Source organism: Actinokineospora spheciospongiae, assembly GCF_003182415.1.
Classification (GTDB): Bacteria; Actinomycetota; Actinomycetes; order Mycobacteriales; family Pseudonocardiaceae; genus Actinokineospora; species Actinokineospora spheciospongiae.
The window spans coordinates 77,912-101,647 of sequence record NZ_QHCP01000009.1; the positions used below are offsets into that span (position 1 = coordinate 77,912).

Consider the following 23,736-nt stretch of genomic DNA (forward strand, 5'->3'; position numbering starts at 1 on the left):
GTGCCTGACCGGGTGCCGGGCGGCACGGGGACCCGGGGTTTCGTGCGGGTGGAGCGGTCGGTGCCGCGATCAGGCGTGGCTGGACACGTAGGTGACGGCGTCACCCACGGTCTTGAGGTTCGCCAGCTCGTCGTCGGGGATCTTGACGCCGAACCGGTCCTCGGCCTGCACGGCGATCTCGACCATGGACAGCGAGTCGATGTCGAGGTCGTCCACGAAGGACTTGTCCGCGGTCACGTCGTCGGGGGAGACACCCGCGACCTCTTCCACGATCTCCGAGAGGCCCTCGAGGATCTCTGCGTCGCTGGGCTTGTCCGCCATGTGCTTGGTGTCCTTCCGTGGTGTGCGTTGCCACCGGCCGGGCACCGCGCCCGACCGGCGTTGTTGCGGCCCCTGGGTCAGGGGCAGATCACGACCTGTCCCGCGTAGGACAGGCCCGCTCCGAAGCCCACGAGCAGCGCCACGTCACCGGGCTTGATCCGGCCCGCGGCGCGCATGTGGTCCATCGCCATCGGGATCGATGCCGAGGAGGTGTTGCCGGAGTGCACGATGTCGTCGGCGACGACCATGTCCTCCCGGGCGCCGTTGGCCCGCAGCTTCTTGGCGATCGACTCGACGATGCGCAGGTTCGCCTGGTGCGGGATGAGCACGTCCACCTCGGCCGGGGTGATGCCCGCGGCCTCCAGCGCGCGCAGCGCGATCGGCGCGATCTTCGTCGTCGCCCACCGGAAGACCGACTGGCCCTCCTGGTAGAGCACCTTGTTGCCGCCCGCCGGGTTCGGGTTCATCCCGATCGTGTCGACCAGGTCACCGGCGCTGCCCCAGACCACCGGGCCGATGCCGGGGGTGTCCGACGGGCCGACCACCGCGGCGCCCGCGCCGTCGGCGAAGATGATCGCGTTGGACCGGTCGGTCGGGTCCACCCAGTCGGTCAGCTTCTCCGCGCCGATCACCAGCACCCGCTTCGCCGAGCCCGCGCGGACCAGGTCCGAGGCGGTGCCCAGGCTGTAGCAGAAGCCGGCGCAGGCGGCGTTGAGGTCGAACGCGCCCGCCGCCTTGACCCCGATCCGGTCGGCCACCTGCGCGGCGCCGTTGGGGATGGGGTGCGGCATGGTGCAGTTCGCCAGGATCACGGTGTCGACGTCGGACGGGCTCAGCCCGGAGTCGGCGAGCGCCTTGGACCCGGCGATGACCGCCATGTCGACCAGCTTCTCGTCCGGGGCGGAGAACCGCCGCTCGGCGATGCCCACGCGCTCGCGAATCCACTGGTCGGTGGTGTCCATGTGCAGCGACAGCTCGTCGTTGGTGACGATCCGCTCGGGCTGGTGGCTGCCCACGCCCAGGATGCGGGTGGCGGTGGGGCCGGTGGTCTGGTTCAGCGTGGTCATGACGTGCTCCCGATCAGCTCGACGACGGCGTCGAGGGTGTCCGGTGTCTTGAGCGCGAAGAAGGGGGTTCCCTTCAGCTCGCGCTTCGCCAGGCCGACGAGCGCGCCCGCGGGCGGGAACTCGACGACCGCGGTGACGCCGCGCTCGGCCATGGTGGCCATGCACAGGTCCCACCGGACCGGGTTGGTGACCTGGTCGATGAGCCGCTCCAGCACGTCCGCGCCGTCGGTGACCACCGCGCCGTCGCGGTTCGACAGCAGGGTGCGGGTGGGGTCCGCGGGGGTGGCCAGGGTGGCGGCGTGCGCGCGCAGCGCGTCCTGGGCCGGGGCCATGTAGCGGGTGTGGAAGGCGCCCGCGACCTTGAGGGTGATCGCCTTGGCGCCCTCCGGCGGCTCGGCGGCGAGCTTCTCCAGCGCGGCGGTCGAACCGGCGGCGACGATCTGGCCCGCCCCGTTGCGGTTGGCGGGCACCAGGCCCAGTTCGGCCAGGCGGGCCAGGATGCCCTCCTCGGTGCCGCGGACCAGGGCGGACATGCCGGTGGGCTCCAGCTCGCAGGCGGCGGCCATCTCCCGGCCGCGGACCGCGGCGAGCGCCACCGCGTCCTCCGGCGCCAGCACCCCGGCGATCGCGGCGGCGGCGAACTCGCCGATCGAGTGGCCCGCCACCAGCACGTCGGCGGGGATCTCCACCCGGCGGGCCAGCTCCTCGTAGGCCAGCAGGGTTGAGGCCACGATCAGCGGCTGCGTGATCGCGGTGTCCTTGATCTCGTCGGCGTCGGCGGTGGTGCCGAGCCGGGCGAGGTCGAGCCCGGCCACCTCGGACCAGCCCGCGAGCCGCTCGGCGGTGTCGGGCAGTTCGAGCCAGGGGAGGAGCATCCCCGGTGCCTGGGAACCCTGTCCGGGTGCGAGCAATGCGATCACAGTGCTAACTAGACACCGTCCGCCCGCCCGGTGAGCATGCCGCCAGCTCACCAAGCTCCGGCACACCTGTTGTGGAGACCCTACAAAGGTTAAGCCGTTATGAACCGCCACCGCGGCAGTTCCTTGTGCGTTGTGGTGTGGGACACCGAAGCGTTGCCTGGAATTGACGGTCTACCAGAGTCCCCGGGCCCGGGACAACCGCCCGACCGCCAGCGCCACCCGCAGGACCAGCGCGTCCCGGGGGTCGTTGGCGTTGTGCCCGGTGACGTCGGTCGCCTTCCGCAGCCGGTAGCGCACCGTGTTCGGGTGCACGAAAAGCTGCCGCGCGCACGACTCCAGCACCCCGCCCGCGGCGAGGTACGCCTCCACGGTCTCTTGTAAGGCTCCTCCTGCCTCCTCCAGCGGTCGGGCCACCCGGTCGATGAGCTGCCACTCGGCTTCCGGGTCGCCCGCCAGCGCCCGTTCCGGCAGCAGGTCGGCCGAGCGCACCGGCCGCGGCGCGTCCGGCCACGCGACCACCGCGCGCAGCCCGGACAGCGCGTCGGAGGAGCTGCGGTGCGCCTCGGCGATGCTGGTCATGGTGGGCCCGGCGACCACCGGCCCCGCCCCGAACGCCGAGGCCATCCGCACCAGGGCCTCCCGGTCGACGGGGTCGGTGGTCGGCCCGGCCAGCACCACCACCAGCCGGGAGCCCTGCACGCCGAGCAGCACCGGCCTGCTCGCCCGCGCGGCCCGGCTGCGCACCTCGTAGACCACGGTCGGCTGGTCGTCCGAGGGTGGGTTCCCGACCAGCACGGTGGCCTCGGCCGCCGGGTCCCACCCCAGCGCCGCCGCCCGCGACAGCAGCGACTCCTCGGCGTCGCCGCGCACGATCCCGTCCACGACCAGCGCTTCCAGCCGCGCGTCCCACGCCCCCCGCGCCTCGGCGGCGGACGCGTAGGACATGGCCGAGGCGAACGCCACCTCCCGCCCGTACCGCAGCACGGCCTCCGACAGCACCGCCCGTTCGGCCTCGTCGGCGGCCAGGTCCGGCACCATGTCCTCGAACACCTGCAACGACACCCGCACCATCTCCACCGTCTGCCGCAGGCTGATCCACCGCGACAGGTCCCGGGGCGCCCCCCGGAACGTGTCGGTCGTCATCCGCAGCGCCTCCCGAGGGTCCCGCAACCAAGCGGTGAACCCCGCCACCCCGTTCTGCGCCACCAACAACACACTGGCCCGCTGATCAGCAGGCATCCGCCCAAACCAAGCAAACTGCTCATCCATCGCAGCCACCGCAGCAGCCGCAAGTTTCCCCGAAGCCCGCCCCACAGAATCCAAAGTCCCCGCCGACAACCCCACCGATCCCCGACCACTCATACCCCAAAGAATCCCACGCCCCCCGCCGACCCAGCCCAAGCCGCGCCCAAGCACCCACCGCACCCACTGAGCCCACCGCACCCACCGCGCCCAAACGGTCCTGCTCGCCGAAGGCGGCCCACGCTGGTTCAGGAACCCACCGCACCGTGGGGGTCTGGGGGGTCGCCCCCCAGGTTCAATGACGCCCCATCCGCCTGGGAAGCACGAGTGCGAACAGGACTCGGAATGGGGCGGGCCGCCCAGCATGTTCGGTGCGCTCGATGCTGGGCGGCCCTTCTCCCCGGTCCCCACCGGTAGTTCCACTATGGACTGCCCGGCCGTATCGCGGCTAGGTGAAACGGTCCAGTTCCCTCGTTCGTGCGACGCGGTGGCCGTGCACCACCCGTTCGGCCGGTCACACCGGGTGTGGAACAAACGACTTGTGGTGGGGGGTTGGATCGACCATGGGAAGGGGGACGCCATGCACGTCCTGGTGGACTACGGGGTGACCGTGTTCGGGCAGCGCATCGCCTGGGCGGAGTTGATCGGGCAGGTGTTCGCGCTGGCCGTGGTGTTCCTGGCGCAGCGGCGCACGCTGTGGACCTGGCCGGTGCAGTTGGTCTCGGTGGTGCTGCTGTTCACCGTGTACCTGTCGGCGCACCTGGGCGGGTTGGCGGTGCGGCAGGTGGCCGTGGGCCTGATCGCGGTCTACGGCTGGTGGGCGTGGGCGCGCAGGCGGGACCCGGTGTTCGGGGTCGCGGTGCGGCGGGCGAGCCGGTGGGAGCTGGTGGCGACGGCGGCGGCGTTCGTGGTCGGGACCGTGGTGTTCGCGCTGGTGCTCGACGCGCTGGACGCCTCGTGGGCGCCGTGGCCGGATTCGGCGATCTTCATCGGGACCGTGCTGGCGTTCGCGTTGCAGGCCTACGGGCTGGTCGAGTTCTGGGTCGTCTGGTTGGTGGTGGACGCGATCGGCGTGCCGTTGCAGTTGTCGTCGGGGCTGGTGTTCAGCGCCTCGGTGTACATCGTGTTCGCCGGGCTGGTGGTCTACGGCTGGGTCAGTTGGTTCCGGTCGGCGCGGCAGCAGGCCACCGTGGCCGTGTGAGCGGTGCCCACACGGCCACGGCCGGGCCTCAGGCGACGCCGGGGTCACCCACCTGGGGGCCCGCCGCCGTCACGTCGTCGATCTTGTAGCGGCGCGCCGCCTCGACGACCAGCGACCGGTCGACCTCGCCGCGCCGGGCCAGCGCCGCCAGCACGCCCACGGTGATCGACTCGGCGTCGACCAGGAAGTGCCTGCGGGCGGCCGGGCGGGTGTCGGAGAAGCCGAACCCGTCGGTGCCGAGCGTGGTCATGTCGGTGGGCACCCACGGGCGGATCAGGTCCGGCACCGCGCTCATCCAGTCCGACACCGCCACGACCGGGCCCTGCTTGCCCCTGAGCGCGGTGGTCACGTACGGCACGCGCGGTTCGGCCTGCGGGTGCAGCAGGTTGTGCCGGTCGATCTCGACCGCCTCGCGGCGCAGCTCCGACCAGGACGTCGCCGACCACACGTCCGCGTTGACGTTCCAGTCCGCCGCCAGCATCTCCTGCGCCTTGATCGCCCACGGCATGGCCACGCCGGAGACCAGGATCTGCGCCTTGAGCCCGGTGGAGGACTCCGCCTGCCGGTAGCGGTAGAGGCCGCGCAGCAGGCCCTCGACGTCGAGGTCCTCGGGCTCGGCGGGCTGCTGGTACGGGTCGTTGTAGACCGTCAGGTAGTAGAAGACGTCCTCGGCCTGCTCCCCGTACATGCGGCGCAGCCCGTCCTTGACGATGTGCGCGATCTCGAACGACCACGCCGCGTCGTAGGACACCACGGCCGGGTTGGTCGCCGCCAGCAGCAGCGAGTGCCCGTCGTTGTGCTGCAACCCCTCACCGGTCAGCGTGGTGCGGCCCGCGGTGGCGCCCAGGACGAACCCGCGCGCCATCTGGTCGGCCGCGGCCCACAGGCCGTCGCCGGTGCGCTGGAAGCCGAACATCGAGTAGAAGATGTAGATCGGGATCATCGGCTCGCCGTGCGTGGCGTAGGAGCTGCCCGCCGCGGTGAACGACGCGGTCGACCCGGCCTCGTTGATGCCCTCGTGCAGGATCTGGCCCTGCTCGGACTCCTTGTAGCTGAGCATCAGCGACGCGTCGACCGAGGTGTAGAGCTGCCCGTTGGGGTTGTAGATCTTCTGCGTGGGGAACATCGAGTCCATGCCGAACGTGCGCGCCTCGTCCGGGATGATCGGCACCAGCCGCGGCCCGATCTCCGGGTCCTTGGCCAGGTCGCGCACCAGCCGGACGAACGCCATGGTGGTGGCGACCTCCTGCTTGCCCGACCCGCGCTTGAGCACGTCGTAGAGCTTGTCGCCGGGCAGCACCAGCGCCTTGCCCTTGGTGCGGCGCTCGGGCAGGTACCCGCCGAGCTGGCGGCGCCGCTCCTGCAGGTACTGGATCGCCTCGTCGTCCTGCCCCGGGTGGAAGTACGGCGGCAGGTACGGGTCCTTCTCCAGCTCCGCGTCCTCGATCGGGATGCGCAGCGTGTCCCGGAACGCCTTGAGGTCGTCCAGGGTCATCTTCTTCATCTGGTGGGTGGCGTTGCGCGCCTCGAAGTGCGGGCCGAGGTTGTAGCCCTTGATCGTCTTGGCCAGGATCACCGTCGGCTGGCCGTGGTGCTCGGTGGCCGCCTGGTAGGCCGCGTAGACCTTGCGGTAGTCGTGGCCGCCGCGCTTGAGGTTCCAGATCTCCTGGTCGCTCATCGGGTTGACCAGGGCCTTGGTGCGCGGGTCGCGGCCGAAGAAGTGCTCGCGGACGAACGCGCCGTCGTTGGCCTTGTAGGTCTGGTAGTCGCCGTCGGGGGTGGTGTTCATCAGGTTGACCAGGGCGCCGTCGCGGTCGGCGTGCAGCAGCGCGTCCCACTCCCGGCCCCAGATGACCTTGATGACGTTCCAGCCCGCGCCGCGGAAGTAGGACTCCAGCTCCTGGATGATCTTGCCGTTGCCGCGCACCGGGCCGTCCAGGCGCTGCAGGTTGCAGTTGATCACGAAGGTGAGGTTGTCGAGCTGCTCGTTGGCCGCGACGTGGATCAGCCCGCGCGACTCCGGCTCGTCCATCTCGCCGTCGCCGAGGAACGCCCACACCCGCTGGTCGGAGGTGTCCTTGATGCCGCGGTCGCGCAGGTACCGGTTGAACCGGGCCTGGTAGATGGCGTTCATCGGGCCCAGGCCCATGGAGACGGTCGGGAACTCCCAGAAGTCCGGCATCAGCCGCGGGTGCGGGTACGACGGCAGCCCGCCGCCGGGGCCCGCGTGCGACAGCTCCTGGCGGAACCCGTCGAGCTGGTCGGTGGACAGGCGGCCCTCGAGGAACGCGCGGGCGTAGATGCCGGGGGAGGCGTGGCCCTGCACGTAGATGTGGTCACCGCCGCCGGGGTGGTTCTTGCCGCGGAAGAAGTGGTTGAAGCCCACCTCGTAGAGGGCCGCGGAGGAGGCGTAGGTGGAGATGTGCCCGCCGACGCCCACGCCGGGGCGCTGGGCGCGGTGCACGGTCATCGCCGCGTTCCACCGAATCCACGCCCGGTACCGGCGCTCCACCTCCTCGTCGCCGGGGAACCACGGCTCCCGGTCGGTGGCGATGGTGTTGACGTAGTCGGTGCTGGTCAGCGACGGGACGCCGACGTGGCTCTCCCTGGCCCGCTCGAGCAGCCGGAGCATCAGGTAGCGGGCCCGCTGCTGGCCGCCCTCGGCGAGGGCGGCGTCGAACGACTCCAGCCACTCCGAGGTCTCCTCCGGGTCGATGTCGGGGAGGTGCGCGGCGAGGCCGTCGCGGATGACGCGTACCCGTTCGGGTGCGCCGGACCTGTCGTTGTGGGTGGCCACGGTGGAGCTCCAGCCTGGGTCGAGGTCGGGTTGCATCGCGCGCGCGGGTGACACGCGCGCGAGACTCACTCTGCCATGTTCGTCTGAATCGAAGCCCGCGTCATCCTTACTGGTCAGTAGGGGTGTGCGTGGCCACGGCCGGGCGTCGAGGGGGTCACGGTTCCCGGCGTGTCGGGGACAGGACGGTTGCGCAGGTGGCCACTGTCAGTGTTCGCTGTCGCCTAACCGAACAGGCAGGACGCGGTGGACGGGCCGGTCAGCGACCCGCGCCCCCGTGACAGCGCAGATGGAGGAGTGACACCGTGGTGGCCGCGGGAGATGCCGGGAGCATCGGCATCGCCGACAAGCTGGGGATCGTTGGGGGCGCAGTCGTCCAGGAGATCGGCTGGGACGAGGACGTCGACGACGACCTGCGTGCCGCGATCGAGGACCGCATCGGCGCCGACCTGCTCGACGAGGACGCCGAGGAGGTGGTCGAGGTCGTCCTGCTGTGGTGGCGCGACGGCGACGGCGACCTCGTCGACGCGCTGGTGGACGCGATCGGCCCGCTCGCCGACAACGGCGTGATCTGGGTCCTGACGCCGAAGCCGGGGCGCGACGGGCACGTCGAGCCGTCGGACATCGCCGAGGCGGTGCCCACCGCCGGACTGGCCCAGACCTCCAGCGTCAGCGTGGGCAAGGACTGGGCGGGCACCAGGCTGGTGTCCCCGAAGTCCGCCAAGACCAGGCGCTGACGCCGCCGGGCCGATCACCCGGGTGGCGGGCCGCCCGGGTGCCCTAGGCTGTCCGCGCACGGGTCACCACTGATCAGGAGGATGTCGGGCATGGCTGTCGAGGTCGGTTCCCAGGCTCCGGACTTCACGCTCAACGACTACAACAAGCAGCCGGTGAAGCTGTCGGACTTCCGGGGCGGCAAGAACGTCCTCCTCGTGTTCTACCCGTTCGCCTTCAGCGGCATCTGCCAGGGCGAGCTCTGCCAGGTCCGCGACGAACTCGCCGAGTACACCGACAACGACGTCCAGGTCGTCGGCGTCTCGGTCGACACCCCGTTCAGCCTCAAGGCGTGGGCCGAGCAGCAGGGCTACACCTTCCCGCTGCTGTCGGACTTCTGGCCGCACGGCGAGGTCGCCAAGACCTACGGCGTGTTCAACGAGGCCGCGGGCCTGGCCAACCGCGGCACGTTCCTCATCGACACCGAGGGCGTCGTCCGCTACGCCCAGGTCAACCAGCCCGGCGAGGCCCGCGACCAGGCCGCCTGGAAGAAGGCCGTCGCGGCCCTGTAGGCCGTTCGGCGGGCGTGCCGGGTCCCGGCGCGCTCCCGGGGCGCATAGCTCAGCGGAAGAGCACTCGGTTTACACCCGAGCGGTCGCAGGTTCGAATCCTGCTGCGCCCACCAGGTCCCACCCGCACCACGTCCCGCCCCCGTCGGCGGGACGTGGTCGCTCCACCGCCCCGTCAGGCGACGGGTTCGAGGTCGTCCTCGACCGCTGTCGCGGGGGTGGCCTTCGCGCGGCGCTTCTTGACGACGTGGGCGATCACGACGGCCGCGACCACCGCGGCGACGACGGCGAGCGCGCCGGTGCTCATGGCGCTCTCCAGCCGCTTCGCGGCCTCGCCCAGGGCCGCGCCGATGCCGATGTGCAGGGCCGACCAGCAGGCGGCCCCGGCCGCGGCGGCCGGGAGGAACTTGCGGTACGGCAGCCCCGAGGTCCCGGCGGCGGCCGGGGTCAGGGTGCGCACGACGGGCAGGAACCGGGCGAAGAAGACCGCCCAGGCGCCGCGGCGGCGGAGGATGCCGGTGGCCTTGTCCCAGCCGCCGACGCCGTACTTCTGGATCAGCCGGGTTTCCCGCAGCCGGGGGCCGTAGCGGCGGCCGATCAGGTAGCCGAGCGAGTCGCCGGTGGCCGCGCAGAGGGTCACCACGCCCCACAGGACCAGGAAGCGGGTGGGGGTGATCGCGGTGGTGGCGGCGACCAGCAGGCCCGCTTCGCCGGGGGCGATGAAGCCCAGGCCGATGGTGCACTCCGCCAGGACCAGGCCCCCGGTCGCGGCGACCAGGCCGGGCTGCGGCAGTGCCTGGAGCCAGTCCAGGACATCGGTCATCAGGCCCACGGGGGTACTCCTTCGGGTGGCGGCGACTTCCCATCAGAGGGAGCCCGTTTCCTCCCGGTTCCCCCCGGATGTGTATATCGCCGCCACTCGAAGGGCGTAACGCCCGGGGTGGCTACCGCTGCAGCAGCGCGCTGATCTCCTGGCTGGCGGCGCCCGCCTCGGCCAGGTGGCGCAGGTTCTCCGGGACGACCTCGCCCCGGTGTTCGACCGCCTGGGTGTAGAGCCGCCCGGCGCGGTAGGACGAGCGCACCAGCGGCCCGGCCATCACCCCGGCGAAGCCCATCGCCTCGGCGGCCTCCTTGTGCTCCAGGAACTCCTCCGGCTTGACCCACCGGTCGATCGGGTGGTGGCGGAGGCTGGGGCGCAGGTACTGGGTGATGGTGATGATGTCGCAGCCCGCGTCGTGCAGGTCCTGGAGGGCGGCGGTGACCTCGTCGGGGGTCTCGCCCATGCCGAGGATCAGGTTGGACTTGGTCACCAGGCCGTGCCCGCGGGCCTCGGTGATCACCTTCAGCGAGCGCTCGTAGCGGAACGCGGGGCGGATGCGCTTGAAGATGCGCGGGACCGTCTCCAGGTTGTGCGCGAGCACCTGCGGGCGGGAGCCGAACACCTCGGCGAGCTGGTCGGGTTCGGCGTTGAAGTCGGGGATCAGCAGTTCGACGCCGGTGCCCGGGTTCAGGGCGTGGATCTGGCGGACCGTCTCGGCGTAGAGCCACGCGCCGCCGTCGGCCAGGTCGTCGCGGGCGACGCCGGTGACGGTGGAGTAGCGCAGGCCCATCGCCTGGACCGACTCGGCGACCCGGCGGGGCTCGTCGCGGTCGAGGTCGGCGGGGCGGCCGGTGTCGATCTGGCAGAAGTCGCAGCGGCGGGTGCACTGCTCGCCGCCGATGAGGAAGGTGGCCTCGCGGTCTTCCCAGCACTCGAAGATGTTGGGACAGCCCGCTTCCTCGCACACCGTGTGCAGGCCCTCGCGCTTGACCAGGCCCTTGAGTTCGCGGTACTCGGGGCCCATCTTGGCGCGGGTCTTGATCCAGGAGGGTTTTCTCTCGATCGGGGTCTCGCTGTTGCGCACTTCGAGGCGCAGCATCTTCCGACCCTCAGGCGCTACCGTCACCCGCTCAGGCTACGCCTCCCCGGCGAGGGGTGGAAACGCGCGGGGTCCGGCGAAACGCCGGTCAACGCCACTGTTCGCCCCCGAAATGTCCGGGCGGTGTCCGGTTTGCCGCCACAGACCGCGGGGACGCCTTCTCGGGGGCGCGGCGCTGCGCTCCTCGAGCAGGGGGTGTCAGGCGCTGGCGACCAGCCTGCGCAGCAGCCCGACCGCGGACGGCCTGCGCGGCGGCGCGGCCACCTCCGCCGGTGTGCTGCGCAGCAGTGCCAGGTGGGCGGCACCGATGCGGGTGGCCTCTTCGGGGGACTCGTCGTCGTCGGCCAGGCCGGACGACAGGGCGAGCAGGCGCTGTTCGGCCTCGCGCACCGGGCGCAGCACCTCGGTGTCGTGCGCCTCCAGCAGCCGGTGCAGCACCGGGGACTCCTCGGCGGCCGCGCGCCAGGCGGCCGACGCGGCGCCCACCCGGTCCGGTGCCGGAGCGCGGTCGGCCTCGGCGGCCGCCACCTCGAGGCGGCCGGTCAGCCGCAGCATCCACCGGTGGTGCAGGGCGAGCAGCAGTTCGTCGGTGTCGGTGAACACCTCCGCCGCCAGTGGCACGTCGGCCACCGACAGCGGTCCTTCCGGGTTGTGCCGGACGTGCGCCAAGACCGCGTCCAGCGCCGCCTGTCTGCGGTAGTAGTCGTTCCAGCTCATGGTGATGGACTCCTCCCCGTGACCTTCGCCATACCGTGGGTTTGCGGCATACCGTCAGTATGGTCAACAATCTAGCACTGGCCATACCTCCGGTATGTCCGTCCGATTAAGTTACGGTGTGGTGATGACGACAGCGCAGTCCAGGCGGGTGGACTACAGCGAGTCGACCAGGAACGCCCTGGTCGACTCGGCCGTCGCGCTGTTCACCGAGCACGGGTACGCCGCCACCTCGCTGGACGCCATCGCCCGCCGCACCAGGGTCACCAAGGGCGCGCTCTACCACCACTTCAGCGGCAAGCAAGCGCTGTTCGAGGCCGCCTTCGACGCGGTCGAGTCCGGTGTCATCGCCCGCCTCGGCCAGGTCGTGACGGGCCCCGGCGACGCCTGGGACCGGGCGATGAGCGCCCTGCGCGGCTACGTCGGCGTCTGCCTGGAGCCGGACTACCAGCGCATCGTGATCCACGAGGGCCCGGTGGTGATGGGCTGGGAGCGCTGGCGCGCGGCCGAGGAGCACTTCAGCTACGGCCTGGTGAAGGCCGCGCTGGAGGCGCTGATCGCGGCGGGGGAGATCGAGGCGCTGCCGGTCGAGGTCACCGCCAGGGTGCTGTTCGGCGCGCTGTCCACCGGGGCCACCATCATCGCCACCGCCGAGGACCCCGAGCGGGCGGGCGCGGAGGTCTCGCTGACGATCACCCGCGTGCTGGAGGGAATGCGGGTGACCAGGCTGCGATAACGGCTCCCGCGCCTGGGACGATGCCCCCAGCGAGACCCGGGTTCCCGGGCCTGACCCTGGGGGAGCTGCTGATGGAGTCGACCGCGCCGGTCGTCCGCGATCCCGCCCTCGACCGCCCGGCGATCACCGACCCGACCACCGCCATCCTGCTGCGGGTGCGCCAGGACCAGAGCTTCGGCCTGGCCATGGTGGTCGTGCTGCTCGCCTTCGTCTTCAGCAGCGCCTTCGTCCTCGCCTGGAGCGGGGCGTCGGTCCTGTTCGCGCTGCACCTCGCGGTGATGCTGGGCGTGCTCGGCCTGGTCGCCTCGCGGCAGTACCTGTGGGGCCGGTGGCTGCGGTCGGCGCGCGGACCCCGGCTGCTGCACGCGGCGCCGTGGCGGCCCGTGCCTGCCAGGGTGGTGCGGCGCCGGTCGTCGGGTTGGGCTTCGGTCGTCGCGCTGGGGGAGGGCGCGGCGAGCACCGCCGTGCGGGTCACCGCCCTGACCGAGGCGCACCACGCCGTGATCGCCCGCACCGGCCGGGCCTGGGTCGTCGGCCCGGACGAGACCGGGTGGGCCGCGCTGCGCGTCGACGGCACGCACGAGGCCCTGCCCGCGTGGGCACTGGCCGCCGTTCCGCCAGGCACCGCCAAGGCACCCGCGGCCGATCCCGCCGTGCTGACCGCGCGCACCCTGTCGGTGAACACGGTCTCCATGGTCGCCCTGTTCCTCCTCGGGCTCGCGATCACGGTGGGCGCCTGGCTGGTGGTCGGCATGCGGCCGACCACGATGCTGGTGAGCTTGGCGTCCTGGTTGCTGTGCGTGGGGCTGGCCCTGGGGCTCACCGTGTGGCACGCCCGGGTCAACCTGCGGTTGCCCGCGCTGGTCGGGGCCGCCGAGTGGACCCGGGTCGAACTCAGCCTCGCGCCGTGGAAGGCCCGTCGCGACGGCACCGCGAAGGCCAGCGCGACCGTGCGGCTGTCCGACGGCAGCACTCGCACGCTGCTGCTCCCCGGTGCCTCGGTGGAGCTGCTGGGCACCATCTGGGACACCGGCGCGGCCTGGCTCAGCGCCGCTCCCGACCCCGGGACGACGCTGGCCGTGGGACACCCCGGGTACCCGCCGGTGTCTGTCGCCCGGGTCGCCTAGGGCGGGTCAGCGCAGGGCGAAGGTGACGCCGGGCAGTGCGGGCTGCTCCTGGGCGAGCCAGTGGTCGCGGACGGGCAGCGTGCCCTCCAGGGCGGCCAGGACGGCGTCGCGGGCCAGGGGGAGGACTTCGGAGACCGTGACCGGGCGGCCCAGTTCCAGGGTCAGGGAGGTCACCCCGGCGTCGCGGATGCCGCAGGGGACGATGTGGTCGAACGGGGTCAGGTCGGCGTCGCAGTTGAGCTGGAAGCCGTGCATGGTGACCCCGCGCTGGACCCGGATGCCCACCGCGGAGATCTTGCGCTCCGGGCGCACGCCGTCGGCGGCCAGCCACACGCCGCTGCGGCCCTCGACGCGGCCGGTGGCCAGGCCGAAGTGGGCGCACACGGCGATCATGGCCTCCTCGACCCGGCGCACGTACCGCACCACGTCGACCGGGTCGGCCAGCTTGACGATCGGGTAGCCCACCAGTTGCCCCGGCCCGTGCCAGGTGATCTTGCCGCCGCGGTCGACGTCGATCACCGGGGTGCCGTCGTCCGGCCGCTCCTCCGGGGTGGTCCGCTTGCCCGCGGTGTAGACCGGGTCGTGCTCCAGCAGCAGCAGGGTGTCCGGGCCCGCGTCGTCGGCGCGGGCAGTGGCCAGTTCCCGCTGCCACCGCCAGGTGCGCAGGTAGTCCACCGTCCCGATCGGACGAACGTCGACCGGGTCCGCGCTCGCCCGGCAGGAGACCTCAACAGCGCTCACGCGACGACACTACGCCTCGTCCGGCCGGCCGTCCCGGACGAGCGGGCGTGCTCCGATCCCAGAGTCGCGCGGGGTGCGAAGAACGGGCCCGTACCCGATCACGGTCCCGGTCGGGACCCCGCTTCCCCGGCCGGGGGCGGGAGCAGGCCCAGGGCGGCCGAGGCGAGCAGGCCCACGCCGAGCACGCCCACCACGGCGCCGACGGTGTCGGTGAGCCAGTGGACGTCCAGCAGGATGCGGCAGAGCGCGGCCACCAGCACCGCCAACCCGCCCCAGAAGACGCAGGCGCGCAGCCGGGACCGGGCCAGCCAGGCGCACAGCACGGCGGCGGTGAACGCCACCGCCGCCACCGACGTCACGTGTCCACTCGGGAAGCTGAAGTCCGGGTACTCGCGCGGCCTGGCCCTGGCGAACAGCGGCTTCACGAACGACACCAGCCTGCACAGCACCAATACCACCACCGCCTTGAGCAGCAGGCGGGACCGGTCGCGGTCGGCGGTCCGCACGACCGCGGCCCGCACCAGCAGCCCCGCGCCCAGGACGATCGGCAGGACCGGGCCGAACACGTCGCTGACCACCGAGGCGACCGCGCCGACGTCCCCGGCGAAGCCGCCGCCCAGGGACTCGGCCACGAACCGGTCGACCCCCGGGGTGACGCCGGACACGGTCAGGCCCAGCGCGACGAAGGCGACGACCAGCAGCAGGCCGACGCCGAGCAGCCGCCTCACCGCTGTTCGAGCGCGGCCAGGGCGTCGTCGACGGTGTCGTGGCGGAACGCGAAACCGTGGTCCTGCAACACCCTCGGGACCACGTGCTGGCTGCGCAGGATCTCCTCGGCGAACTCGCCCAGCGCGACCTGCAGCGCCACCTTCGGCACCCGGAACAGGGCCGGGCGGTTGCGGGCGCGGCCGAACGCGCGGGTGAACTCGGCGTTCGTCGCCGGGCTCGGGCCCACCAGGTTGACCGGGCCGGAGATGTCCTCGCGCAGCAGGAACACCAGCGCGTCGACCTCGTCGTCCAGGTGAATCCAGGGCAGGTACTGCCTGCCGCTGCCCAGCTTGCCGCCCAGGCCGAGGGAGAACAGCGGGCGCAGCGGGCCGAGCAGGCCGCCGCTGGGGGACAGGACCTGCGCGGTGCGGGCCAGCACGACCCGGGCGCCCGCCGCCGCGGCTGCCGCGGTCGCCGCCTCCCAGCGCACGCACAGCTCCGCCAGGAAACCGCGGCCCGCGGGCTCGTCCTCGTCGGCCGGGCCCGCCGGGATGGTGCCGTAGTAGCCGACGGCGGAGCCGTTGAGCAGCACCGGAACCCCCGCCTCGGCCACCGCGGCGGCGAGCACCTCGGTCGGTTCGACGCGGCTGTCGAGGAGCATCTGCTTGCGCGCCTGCGTCCAGCGGCGGTCGGCGACCCCGGCACCGCACAGGTTGACCACCGCGTCGACGCCGTCGAGGGTGCCCTCCTGCAGCGTGCCCGACGGCGGGTCCCAGCGGCGTTCGTCCGGGGCCTGCGGCTCGCGGCGGACCAGTCGCAGCACCTCGTCGCCGTCGTGTCGGAGCTTGGCCACGAGAGCGGTCCCGATGAGGCCGGACGACCCGGCGACGACTACGCGCATGGGGTGATCGTCCCGAACATCCGGTCGGCGCGCACGCCCGGGTGACGGCGGTTACCCGAGGGCGATGACGGAGGAGGGCCGCCCCGGCGGGGCGGCCCTCCTCGTGTCCACTCTGGCCGGAGGAACCGGTCAGAGACCCAGGTCGGCCTCGAAGGCGCCCTCTTCCAGGCGGTTCTTCACCGTGGAGAGGAACCGGCCCGCGTCCGCGCCGTCGACCAGGCGGTGGTCGTAGGTCAGCGCCAGGTACACCATCGAGCGAACGGCGATGGTGTCGTCGCCGTTCTCGTCGGTGATCACGACCGGGCGCTTGACGACCAGGCCGACCCCCAGGATGCCGACCTGCGGCAACTGGATGATCGGGGTGTCGAACAGCGCGCCCTGGCTGCCCAGGTTGGTCAGGTTGAACGTCGCGCCGAACAGCTCGTCCGGGGTGACCTTGTTGGCCCTGGTCCGGTCCGCGAGGTCGGTGATCTTGTGCGCCAGCCCGGCCAGGTTCAGCTCGCCCGCGTCGTGGATCGCCGGGGTGAGCAGGCCGCGCTCGGTGTCCACCGCGATGCCCAAGTGCTCGGCGCCGTGGTAGGTCACCTCCTTGGCCTCCTCGTCGATGGAGGCGTTGAGCTTCGGGTGCTGCTTGAGCGCCTCGACGGTGGCCTTGGCGAAGAACGGCAGGAACGTCAGCTTGACGCCCTCGCGCGCCTCGAACGCCGCCTTGGCCCGCGAGCGCAGCTTGGCGATCCGGGTCACGTCGACCTCGACGACCTGGGTGAGCTGCGCTGCCGTCTGCAGCGACTCCACCATCCGGCGCGACACCGTCTGGCGCAGGCGGGTCATCTTCTGCGTCGTGCCGCGCAGCGAGGTGTCGACCGACCCCGGCTTGCTCGGCGCCAACGGCGTCGAGGCCGTCGAGGCGGCGGCGGTCAGGTCCGGGCGGCGCTGCGGCTGAGCGGGCTCGGCGGGCTTGGCCTTCTCTGCCTTCTTCGCCTCGGCGGCGGCCAGCACGTCCTGCTTGCGGATGCGACCGCCGACGCCGGTGCCCTTGAGCGAGGACAGGTCCACGCCGTGCTCACCGGCCAGCTTGCGCACCAGCGGGGTCACGTACGGGGCGCTGCCGTTGGTCTCGGCCTGCGCGGGCTCGGGGGCCTCGTCCTGCTTCGGCGCCTCCTGCTTGGGGGCTTCCTTCTGGGGAGCCTCCTGCTTCGGCTCGGCCTTCGGGGCCTCCTGCTCCGGCTGCTCGGGAGCGGCCTCCACGTCCCCGCCGGACGCGGGCTTCGACTCGATGTCCCCGCCCGACCGCGGCGCGGCACCCGCGTCGCCGATGACGGCGAGCCTGCCGCCGACCTCGACGGTGGCGTCCTCGCCCGCGCTGATCTCCAGCAGCGTGCCCGCCACCGGCGACGGGATCTCGGTGTCGACCTTGTCGGTGGACACCTCCAGCAGCGGCTCGTCGACCTCGACCGCGTCGCCGACCTGCTTGAGCCAGCGGGTGACGGTGCCCTCGGTGACACTCTCGCCCAGCGCGGGCATGGTCACCGGGGTGCCCTTGCCGCTGCCCCCGGACGACGCGTCCGACGACGGCTGCGGGCCAGACGAGGGGGCCTCCTCCTGCTCGGGCTCCGCCTCCTGCGCGGGCTCGGGCTCGGGTTCCGGCTCGGCCGCCTGCTCGGCGGAACCGCCGGAGTCGGAGCCCCCCGACTCGGAGGCGTCCCCGATCTCGGCGAGCGCGGCGCCGACCTCGACCGTCTCGTCCTCCTGGGCGAGGATCTTCGTCAGCACGCCCGCGGCGGGCGACGGGATCTCGGTGTCGACCTTGTCGGTCGAGACCTCGAGCAACGGCTCGTCGACCTCGACCGTGTCGCCCTCCTGCTTGAGCCAGCGGGTGACTGTTCCTTCGGTGACGCTCTCTCCGAGCGCCGGCATCTCAACGGAGAACGCCATGGTTTCCTGGACTCCTCGTGCTTTCTGGCATGGCTGGCGGGACGTGGGCTGAGCTTCCGGTCAGCCGTGCACGTGTAGCGGCTTGCCCGCGAGGGCGAGGAACGCCTCGCCGAGGGCCTCCGTCTGGGTGGGGTGGGCGTGGATCAGCGGTGCCACGTCCTCGGGGTAGGCCTCCCAGCTGTAGATGAGCTGGGCCTCGCCGATCAGCTCGCCCACGCGCTCACCCACGAGGGTGATGCCGACGACCGGGCCGTCGGGCGCCTTGACCAGCTTCACGCCGCCGGAGGTCTTGAGGATCTGGCTCTTGCCGTTGCCCGACAGGGCGTAGACCAGGGTCTCCGCCGAGCCGTACTTCTCCTTGGCCTGCGCCTCGGACAGGCCGACCGAGGCGACCTCCGGCTTGCAGTAGGTCACCTTCGGGATGCCCGCCTCGTCGATCACCTTCGGGTTCTGCCCGGCGATGTCCTCGGCGATGAAGATGCCCTGCTGGAAGCCGCGGTGCGCCAGTTGCAGGCCGGGCACCAGGTCGCCCACGGCGTAGACGCCGGGCAGGTTCGTGCGCAGCCGCTCGTCGGTGATCACGAAACCGCGGTCCATGGTGACCCCGGCCTCCTCGTAGCCGTGGCCCGCGCTGTTGGGGCCGCGGCCGACCGCGACCAGCAGCAGGTCGGCGTCGATCGACTCACCGGACTCCAGCGACACCGAGACGCCGGTGTCGCTCTGGGTGGCGCCGGTGAACCGCACCCCGGTCTTGAACTTGATGCCGCGCTTGCGGAAGGCCCGCTCGAGCTGCTTGGAGGCCCACTCGTCCTCCAGCGGCACCAGCCGGGGCAGCGCCTCGACGATGGTGACCTCGGCGCCGAAGGAGCGCCACACGCTGGCGAACTCCACGCCGATCACGCCGCCGCCGAGGACGACGACCTTCTCCGGCACGTGGTCGAGGTTCAGGGCCTGGTCGCTGGTGATGATCCGGCGGCCGATCTCCAGGCCGGGCAGGGTCTTGGCGTAGGAACCGGTGGCGAGCACCACGTTCTTGCCGGTGTAGGTCTGCCCATCGACGGTGACCTTGTTCGGGCCGACGAAGGTGCCCGCGCCCTCGACCACGGTGACCTTGTTGGCCTTGAACAGGCCCTGCAGGCCCTTGTGCAGGTTGGTGACGATGGAGTCCTTGTAGGAGTTCACACCGTTCATGTCGATGCCCTCGAGCGAGGACTTCACCCCGAACTGGTCGCCCTCGCGGGCGTTGTCCGCGACCTCGGCGGCGTGCAGCAGCGCCTTGGTCGGGATGCAGCCCCGGTGCAGGCAGGTGCCACCGACCTTGTCCTTCTCCACCAGGATCACCGAGAGTCCTAGCTCGGCCGCGCGGAACGCGCAGGCGTAGCCGCCGGACCCGCCACCCAGGATCACGAGGTCAGCGGAGGTGTCAGTCACGGGATCTCCTCGACGTGCGACAGCGTTCTGTCAATGTTGCGTCCAGTGCGGCGGGCGGTGCGCGATCACACGTTCGGCGCAGCCACCACACGCCATCTTGTCACTTCGTGAGGCAGGCTTGCGAGGTGGTCGGGGTGTCCGTCGCGTCCCTTCCGTGGTTACCGACCGGTACCGGGGGACACTGGGAACGCGGCCCCGTGGGCGGGGCCGGGAAGAGGAGGGGCAGATGGGGGTTTTCGACTCGCTGCGGCGCAAGCGCGGCAAGCCCGGCGTGCTGCGCGCGGCCAGCAAGCAGGACACCTCGCACCTGGACGAGTGGGCGGCGGCGCGCACCGGCGTCGAGGCGTACGTGGAGCCGAAGACGAACGTGACGGACACGACCGTGGTCCTCGTCGCGCACGACGGCGAGTGGACCCGGCGGCGCATCGCCGACCTGGACGCGGCCTTCGCCTTCGGCAAGAAGCGGTCCATCCCAGTGTACGAGGTGAACCGGGTCGGGCTGCCCCAGCGGATGCGCGACTACATCGCCAGGCAGAAGCGCGAGGGCAGGGCCTAGCACCCGCCTGGCCCGCGCTGATCACGCCCCGACCCGGTCGCGGCGGTCGGGCCGACGACAGCGGCGGCGGTTCCCGGGGAATCCGCCGCCGCTGTCGGGGGTGCGGTCAGCCGTTCGCGGCGATGTCGGCCAGGACGGCCGCGATCGTGCGGACCGGGAGGCCGGTGCCGCCCTTGGTGGTGTAGCCCCAGGGGGCGCCGCCGTTGTAGGCCGGGCCCGCGACGTCGAGGTGCGCCCACGGCAGGTCCTCGGGGACGAACTCGCGGAGGAACACGCCCGCGGCGAGCATCCCGCCCCAGCGCTGCCCGGTGACGTTGGTCAGGTCGGCCAGCCGGGAGTCCAGGTCGGCGCGCAGCTCCTCGGGCAGCGGCATGGCCCAGCCGCCCTCGCCGGTGCCGCGGGCGATCCCGGCGACGCGGTCGCGGAACTCGTCGGAGCCCATGATGCCCGCGGTGCGGTTGCCCAGGGCCACGACCTGCGCCCCGGTCAGCGTGGAGGTCTCGATCAGGTAGTCCGGGTCGTCCTCGGCGGCGCGCACCATGGCGTCGGCCAGGATCAGGCGGCCCTCGGCGTCGGTGTTGAGGACCTCGACGGTCTTGCCGCCGTACATGGTCAGCACGTCGCCGGGGCGGTAGGCGGCCCCGGAGGGCATGTTCTCCGCCATCGGCACCGTGGCCACGACCTCCAGCGGGTACTTGAGCTTCGCCGCCAGCACCACGCTCGCCACGACCGCCGCCGCGCCGGACATGTCCGAGGTCATCGCCTCCATGCCGCCCGCGGGCTTGATCGAGATGCCGCCGGTGTCGAAGGTGATGCCCTTGCCGACCAGCGCGACCTTCTTGCGCGCCCGCGGACCCCGGTAGGTCAGCCGCACCAGCCGGGGCTGGCGGGCGGAGCCCACGCCGACGCCGAGGATGCCGCCGAAGCCGCCCTTGCGCAGCGCCTTCTCGTCGAGGACCTCCACCTCCAGGCCCGCGTCCTTGGCCAGCGCGACCGCGCGCTCGGCGAACGACGCCGGGTACAGGTCGTTGGGCGGGGTGTTGATGAAGTCGCGGGCGGTGGTGACGGCCTCGGCGATCGCGGTGGCGGCCTTGAGGGTGGCCCGGTGCTCCTTGGCGGTGCCCCCGGCCGGGGCGGCCAGCTCCACCCGCGCCAGTTCGCGCTCGGTGGCGTCGGACTTGTACGCGGAGAAGGTGTAGGAGCCCAGCAGGAAGCCCTCCACCGCGGCCTGGAGGTCGACGGCGGACAGCGTGGTGGCGGCCCGCTTGCTCGACCCGGTGGCGCGGGCGGCGGCACCGGCGGCCCGGCGCACCTGCTCGGCGGTCACCGAGCCGTCCGCGGCGGCCTTGCCCAGGCCCGCGGCGACCACCACGGTGGCGGGCAGCCTGCCCAGCGTGGGCAGCTTGACGACCTCGTCGGCCTTGCCGGTGGCGCCCAGCGCGCCGAGCACCTCGGTGAGCGCGCCGTCGAACGCCGCGTCCACCTGCTCCGCGCCGGGCGCCAGCGCGAGGCCGGAGCCGTGCTGCACGGTGCCGATCACGATCGCGTCGACGGGGGCCTCGGTCACCGGTGCGGTGGCCAGTGCCAGCTTGGGGGCGGTCACGTCAGGTGCTCCTCGGGGGTTGGCTTCGGATTGACCCGGCGGACGGCCTCGTGGGTCGCCCGAGCCTGGTCGGACCGGGTCCTGCGGCCCGGGTGGTGACGTATGCTAACCAGTTGGGCATGGCTTTCAACCGGTGGCCGGATGGTGCGTCGGCCACGAATCTGACACGGTTGCGCCCGTGACAGCGATCGGACACGTTCCGGTGGGCACCCGGATCGGGGTGCTCCCGCTCCTGGCGGGTGCGGTGGTCACCGCGGCGCTGGTCGCGGTCGGACCGGCCGCGGCGGTCGCGGGCTGGTGGTCGCTCGCCGCGCTGGGCCTGGCCGGGGTGGTGAGCGTGCTGACCGCGGTGTCGCACGCCGACCTGCTGGCCCAGTCGCCCACCGGCGACCGCGACGCCCACGTCCGCGAACGCCTCGGGCTCGTCCCCGCGCGGCTCTCCGGGCTGCTCTCGGTCGTGGGCCGGGTGGTCGCCGCTGCGGCTGTCGCCGGTGCCGCGGGCACCTACCTGTGGCCCGCCCGCCCGGCGTACGCGGCGGTCGCGCTGCTGGTGGCGGTCACCGCGCTGGTGGTCGCGCCGCCCGCGGTGCCACCCGCGGTGACCAGGATCGCCTGGGCCGTGGTGCTGCTCACCGTCGTCGGGTTCGCGGTGGTCGGGCTGGCCATCGCCCCGGCCGACGCCGCGGTCACCGTCGCCGCGGGCGCGGGCGCCCCGGGCACCGACGACCCGACGGGGGTGCTGTCCGCCGCGGGTCTGCTCACGCTGGGCTTCCTCGGCTTCGAACGGGCGGGCACGGCCCGCACGGCCGTGCCGGTGGTGCTCGCCGCGCTGCTGGTCTCGCTGGGGGTGGCGGTCGTCGTGCTGCGCCAGCTCGGCGGTCCGCGCGCGGCGCTGTCGCCGACCCCGCTGCGCGACGCCCTGGCCGCCGCCGACGGGGCGGTCCTCGACCCGCTGCTGACCCTCGGCCTCGCCTTGGGCGCGGTGCTGGTCGTGCGCGCGCTGCTCGACGGTGCCCTCTGCGCCGCCCGCGACCTGGCCGAGCACGGCGAGCTGCCCGGCGCGGCCCGCCACCACGCGCTCGCGGTCGCGGTGCTCGCCGTCGGCGCCTCGGTCGCACTGGCCCCCGCGCTGCTGGCCGAGGTGGCCGCGTGCCTGCTGCTCGGGCACGCCGCGTTCGTCAACTCCGCCGCCCGCTCGCTGCCGCGCCACGACCGCTCGAGCTGGGTCCGCACCGGCTGCTGCGGCCTCGTGCTCAGCGTCGTCGTCGGCGTCAACATCTCCATCCCCGCCCTCGCCACCGCGGCCGGGGTCCTGCTCCTCGGCGGCGGCGCGCTGTGGGCGCACCGAACGCGGGCGGTCACCTGAGGTGGTCGGACGCCCGAATGTCGGGATACCGATTCTCTGCCGGGCCGATCACCGGATACGGTGCCCCCATGACGTCGACGTTGTCGTTCACGAGCACTCCGAACCCCCACCCGGCCACCCCGGAGCGGGTCGCGGAGGTACTCGCGTCCCCCGGTTTCGGACGCTACTTCACCGACCACATGGTGACTGTCCGCCACACCCGCGAGCAGGGCTGGCACGACGCCAGGGTCGGGCCGTACCAGCCGCTGACCCTGGACCCCTCGGCCTCGGTCCTGCACTACGGCCAGGCGATCTTCGAGGGCCTCAAGGCCTACGCGCAGCCGGACGGTTCGATCGCCACCTTCCGCCCGGAGGCCAACGCCGCCCGCTTCCGCGCCTCCGCCCGCCGCATGGCGATGCCGGAGCTGCCGGACGAGCTGTTCCTGGAGTCCCTGCGCCTGCTGGTCGAGGCCGACCGCCGCTGGGTGTCCACCAAGCCCGAGGAGTCGCTGTACCTGCGGCCGTTCATGATCTCCACCGAGGCGGCCCTCGGCGTCCGCCCGGCCTCGGAATACCTGTACCTGGTCATCGCCTCGCCCGCGGGCGCGTACTTCGCCGGTGGCATCAAGCCGGTGACGGTCTGGCTGTCCACCGAGTACGTCCGCGCGGCCCCCGGCGGCACCGGCGCGGCCAAGTTCGCGGGCAACTACGCCGCGTCGCTGGTCGCCCAGGCCCAGGCCGCCGAGCAGGGCTGCGACCAGGTCGTCTGGCTCGACGCCGTGGAGCGCCGCTGGGTGGAGGAGATGGGCGGCATGAACCTGTTCTTCGTGCTGGGCGACAAGGTCGTCACCCCGGCGCTGTCGGGTTCCCTGCTCCCCGGCATCACCCGCGACTCCCTGCTGTCGCTGGCCCGGGACCTGGGCTACACCACCGAGGAGCGCCCGATCTCCACCGAGGAGTGGGAGAAGAAGGCCGCCTCCGGTGAGCTGACCGAGGTCTTCGCCTGCGGCACCGCCGCCGTGATCACCCCGGTGGGCCACGTCAAGCACGCCACCGGGTCCTTCGACGTCTCCGGCGGCGCCACCGGCCCGGTCACCACCAGGCTCCGCCAGACCCTCACCGACCTGCAGTACGGCCGGATCGAGGACCCCCAGGGCTGGATGAGCACCCTCTGACGGCACAGCGGGGCGGG

The 23,736-nt window shown here is 72.5% G+C and carries 22 protein-coding genes and 1 tRNA gene; 9 read left to right on the plus strand and 14 right to left on the minus strand.

What is annotated here, in order from left to right; all coding sequences use genetic code 11:
• Positions 1-69: 69 nt before the first annotated feature.
• From DFQ13_RS22640 to DFQ13_RS22655, 4 genes are all read right to left on the minus strand, one after another.
• Positions 70-321: an acyl carrier protein gene (locus DFQ13_RS22640; protein ID WP_035283331.1), complete on the minus strand. Its 252-nt coding sequence runs from the start codon at positions 319-321 to the stop codon at positions 70-72.
• A 77-nt stretch (positions 322-398) separates the two neighbouring features.
• Positions 399-1,388, minus strand: coding sequence for a beta-ketoacyl-ACP synthase III (locus tag DFQ13_RS22645; protein ID WP_110081264.1), 990 nt, complete (start codon positions 1,386-1,388; stop codon positions 399-401).
• Entirely contained in the window at positions 1,385-2,308 is a 924-nt protein-coding gene (locus DFQ13_RS22650) for an ACP S-malonyltransferase (protein ID WP_110081265.1), read from the minus strand. Before DFQ13_RS22650 ends, DFQ13_RS22645 begins: the two co-directional genes overlap by 4 nt.
• A gap of 171 nt (positions 2,309-2,479) precedes the next feature.
• Positions 2,480-3,670, minus strand: a complete 1,191-nt coding sequence (locus DFQ13_RS22655) for a PucR family transcriptional regulator (protein WP_035283328.1) — start codon at positions 3,668-3,670, stop codon at positions 2,480-2,482.
• A gap of 460 nt (positions 3,671-4,130) precedes the next feature.
• Between DFQ13_RS22655 and pnuC the strand changes: the two genes are divergently transcribed.
• Positions 4,131-4,751: a nicotinamide riboside transporter PnuC gene (gene pnuC, locus DFQ13_RS22660; RefSeq protein ID WP_035283327.1), complete on the plus strand. Its 621-nt coding sequence runs from the start codon at positions 4,131-4,133 to the stop codon at positions 4,749-4,751.
• A gap of 28 nt (positions 4,752-4,779) precedes the next feature.
• On the opposite strand, the gene aceE is transcribed toward pnuC, so the two are convergent.
• Positions 4,780-7,548: a pyruvate dehydrogenase (acetyl-transferring), homodimeric type gene (aceE, locus tag DFQ13_RS22665; RefSeq protein ID WP_035283345.1), complete on the minus strand. Its 2,769-nt coding sequence runs from the start codon at positions 7,546-7,548 to the stop codon at positions 4,780-4,782.
• 302 nt (positions 7,549-7,850) lie between these two features.
• Here aceE and DFQ13_RS22670 point away from each other — a divergent pair, with 302 nt between their 5' ends.
• The 3 genes from DFQ13_RS22670 (at position 7,851) to DFQ13_RS22680 (ending at position 8,944) form a co-directional block, all read left to right on the plus strand.
• Entirely contained in the window at positions 7,851-8,282 is a 432-nt protein-coding gene (locus tag DFQ13_RS22670; protein ID WP_035283325.1) for a DUF3052 domain-containing protein, read from the plus strand.
• Positions 8,283-8,372: 90 nt separating this feature from the next.
• Entirely contained in the window at positions 8,373-8,831 is a 459-nt protein-coding gene (locus tag DFQ13_RS22675; RefSeq protein WP_110081266.1) for a peroxiredoxin, read from the plus strand.
• Positions 8,832-8,869: 38 nt separating this feature from the next.
• Positions 8,870-8,944, plus strand: a tRNA-Val gene (locus DFQ13_RS22680).
• Between the two features lie 59 nt (positions 8,945-9,003).
• Here DFQ13_RS22680 and DFQ13_RS22685 read toward each other — a convergent pair.
• The 3 genes from DFQ13_RS22685 to DFQ13_RS22695 all read right to left on the minus strand — a co-directional run bounded on the left by DFQ13_RS22685 (position 9,004) and on the right by DFQ13_RS22695 (position 11,464).
• Positions 9,004-9,660 (minus strand): DedA family protein, encoded by a 657-nt coding sequence (locus tag DFQ13_RS22685; RefSeq protein ID WP_035283322.1) that lies wholly within the window; start codon positions 9,658-9,660, stop codon positions 9,004-9,006.
• A gap of 112 nt (positions 9,661-9,772) precedes the next feature.
• Positions 9,773-10,774: a lipoyl synthase gene (lipA, locus tag DFQ13_RS22690; RefSeq protein WP_110081267.1), complete on the minus strand. Its 1,002-nt coding sequence runs from the start codon at positions 10,772-10,774 to the stop codon at positions 9,773-9,775.
• A 171-nt stretch (positions 10,775-10,945) separates the two neighbouring features.
• The gene (locus tag DFQ13_RS22695; protein WP_110081268.1) at positions 10,946-11,464 is read right to left on the minus strand and encodes a hypothetical protein; all 519 of its coding nucleotides are present in this window, start codon (positions 11,462-11,464) and stop codon (positions 10,946-10,948) included.
• A 124-nt stretch (positions 11,465-11,588) separates the two neighbouring features.
• On the opposite strand from DFQ13_RS22695, the gene DFQ13_RS22700 reads away from it, so the two are divergent.
• Positions 11,589-12,197, plus strand: a complete 609-nt coding sequence (locus tag DFQ13_RS22700) for a TetR/AcrR family transcriptional regulator (protein WP_035283319.1) — start codon at positions 11,589-11,591, stop codon at positions 12,195-12,197.
• 20 nt (positions 12,198-12,217) lie between these two features.
• On the plus strand, positions 12,218-13,324 hold the full coding sequence (locus tag DFQ13_RS22705; protein WP_146241333.1) for a hypothetical protein: 1,107 nt from the start codon (positions 12,218-12,220) through the stop codon (positions 13,322-13,324).
• Positions 13,325-13,330: 6 nt separating this feature from the next.
• Here DFQ13_RS22705 and lipB read toward each other — a convergent pair whose 3' ends face one another.
• From lipB to lpdA, 5 genes are all read right to left on the minus strand, one after another.
• The gene (gene lipB, locus DFQ13_RS22710; protein WP_110081270.1) at positions 13,331-14,065 is read right to left on the minus strand and encodes a lipoyl(octanoyl) transferase LipB; all 735 of its coding nucleotides are present in this window, start codon (positions 14,063-14,065) and stop codon (positions 13,331-13,333) included.
• A gap of 98 nt (positions 14,066-14,163) precedes the next feature.
• Positions 14,164-14,793 (minus strand): phosphatase PAP2 family protein, encoded by a 630-nt coding sequence (locus DFQ13_RS22715; protein WP_110081271.1) that lies wholly within the window; start codon positions 14,791-14,793, stop codon positions 14,164-14,166.
• Positions 14,790-15,674, minus strand: a complete 885-nt coding sequence (locus DFQ13_RS22720; RefSeq protein ID WP_110081272.1) for a TIGR01777 family oxidoreductase — start codon at positions 15,672-15,674, stop codon at positions 14,790-14,792. Before DFQ13_RS22720 ends, DFQ13_RS22715 begins: the two co-directional genes overlap by 4 nt.
• Positions 15,675-15,803: 129 nt before the next feature.
• Positions 15,804-17,609: a 2-oxoglutarate dehydrogenase, E2 component, dihydrolipoamide succinyltransferase gene (gene sucB, locus DFQ13_RS22725; RefSeq protein ID WP_110081273.1), complete on the minus strand. Its 1,806-nt coding sequence runs from the start codon at positions 17,607-17,609 to the stop codon at positions 15,804-15,806.
• A gap of 60 nt (positions 17,610-17,669) precedes the next feature.
• A complete protein-coding gene (gene lpdA / locus DFQ13_RS22730; RefSeq protein WP_110081274.1) occupies positions 17,670-19,040 on the minus strand; it encodes a dihydrolipoyl dehydrogenase in 1,371 nt (456 codons plus the stop codon).
• 226 nt (positions 19,041-19,266) lie between these two features.
• Here lpdA and DFQ13_RS22735 point away from each other — a divergent pair, with 226 nt between their 5' ends.
• Positions 19,267-19,596 (plus strand): oxidoreductase, encoded by a 330-nt coding sequence (locus DFQ13_RS22735; RefSeq protein WP_110081275.1) that lies wholly within the window; start codon positions 19,267-19,269, stop codon positions 19,594-19,596.
• Positions 19,597-19,702: 106 nt separating this feature from the next.
• Here DFQ13_RS22735 and DFQ13_RS22740 read toward each other — a convergent pair whose 3' ends face one another.
• Positions 19,703-21,199: a leucyl aminopeptidase gene (locus DFQ13_RS22740; RefSeq protein WP_035283307.1), complete on the minus strand. Its 1,497-nt coding sequence runs from the start codon at positions 21,197-21,199 to the stop codon at positions 19,703-19,705.
• Positions 21,200-21,377: 178 nt separating this feature from the next.
• Here DFQ13_RS22740 and DFQ13_RS22745 point away from each other — a divergent pair, with 178 nt between their 5' ends.
• Complete coding sequence (locus tag DFQ13_RS22745; RefSeq protein ID WP_146241334.1) at positions 21,378-22,565, plus strand: hypothetical protein; 1,188 nt, start codon at positions 21,378-21,380, stop codon at positions 22,563-22,565.
• Positions 22,566-22,633: 68 nt separating this feature from the next.
• Positions 22,634-23,719 (plus strand): branched-chain amino acid aminotransferase, encoded by a 1,086-nt coding sequence (locus tag DFQ13_RS22750; RefSeq protein ID WP_035283303.1) that lies wholly within the window; start codon positions 22,634-22,636, stop codon positions 23,717-23,719.
• Positions 23,720-23,736: the final 17 nt, after the last annotated feature.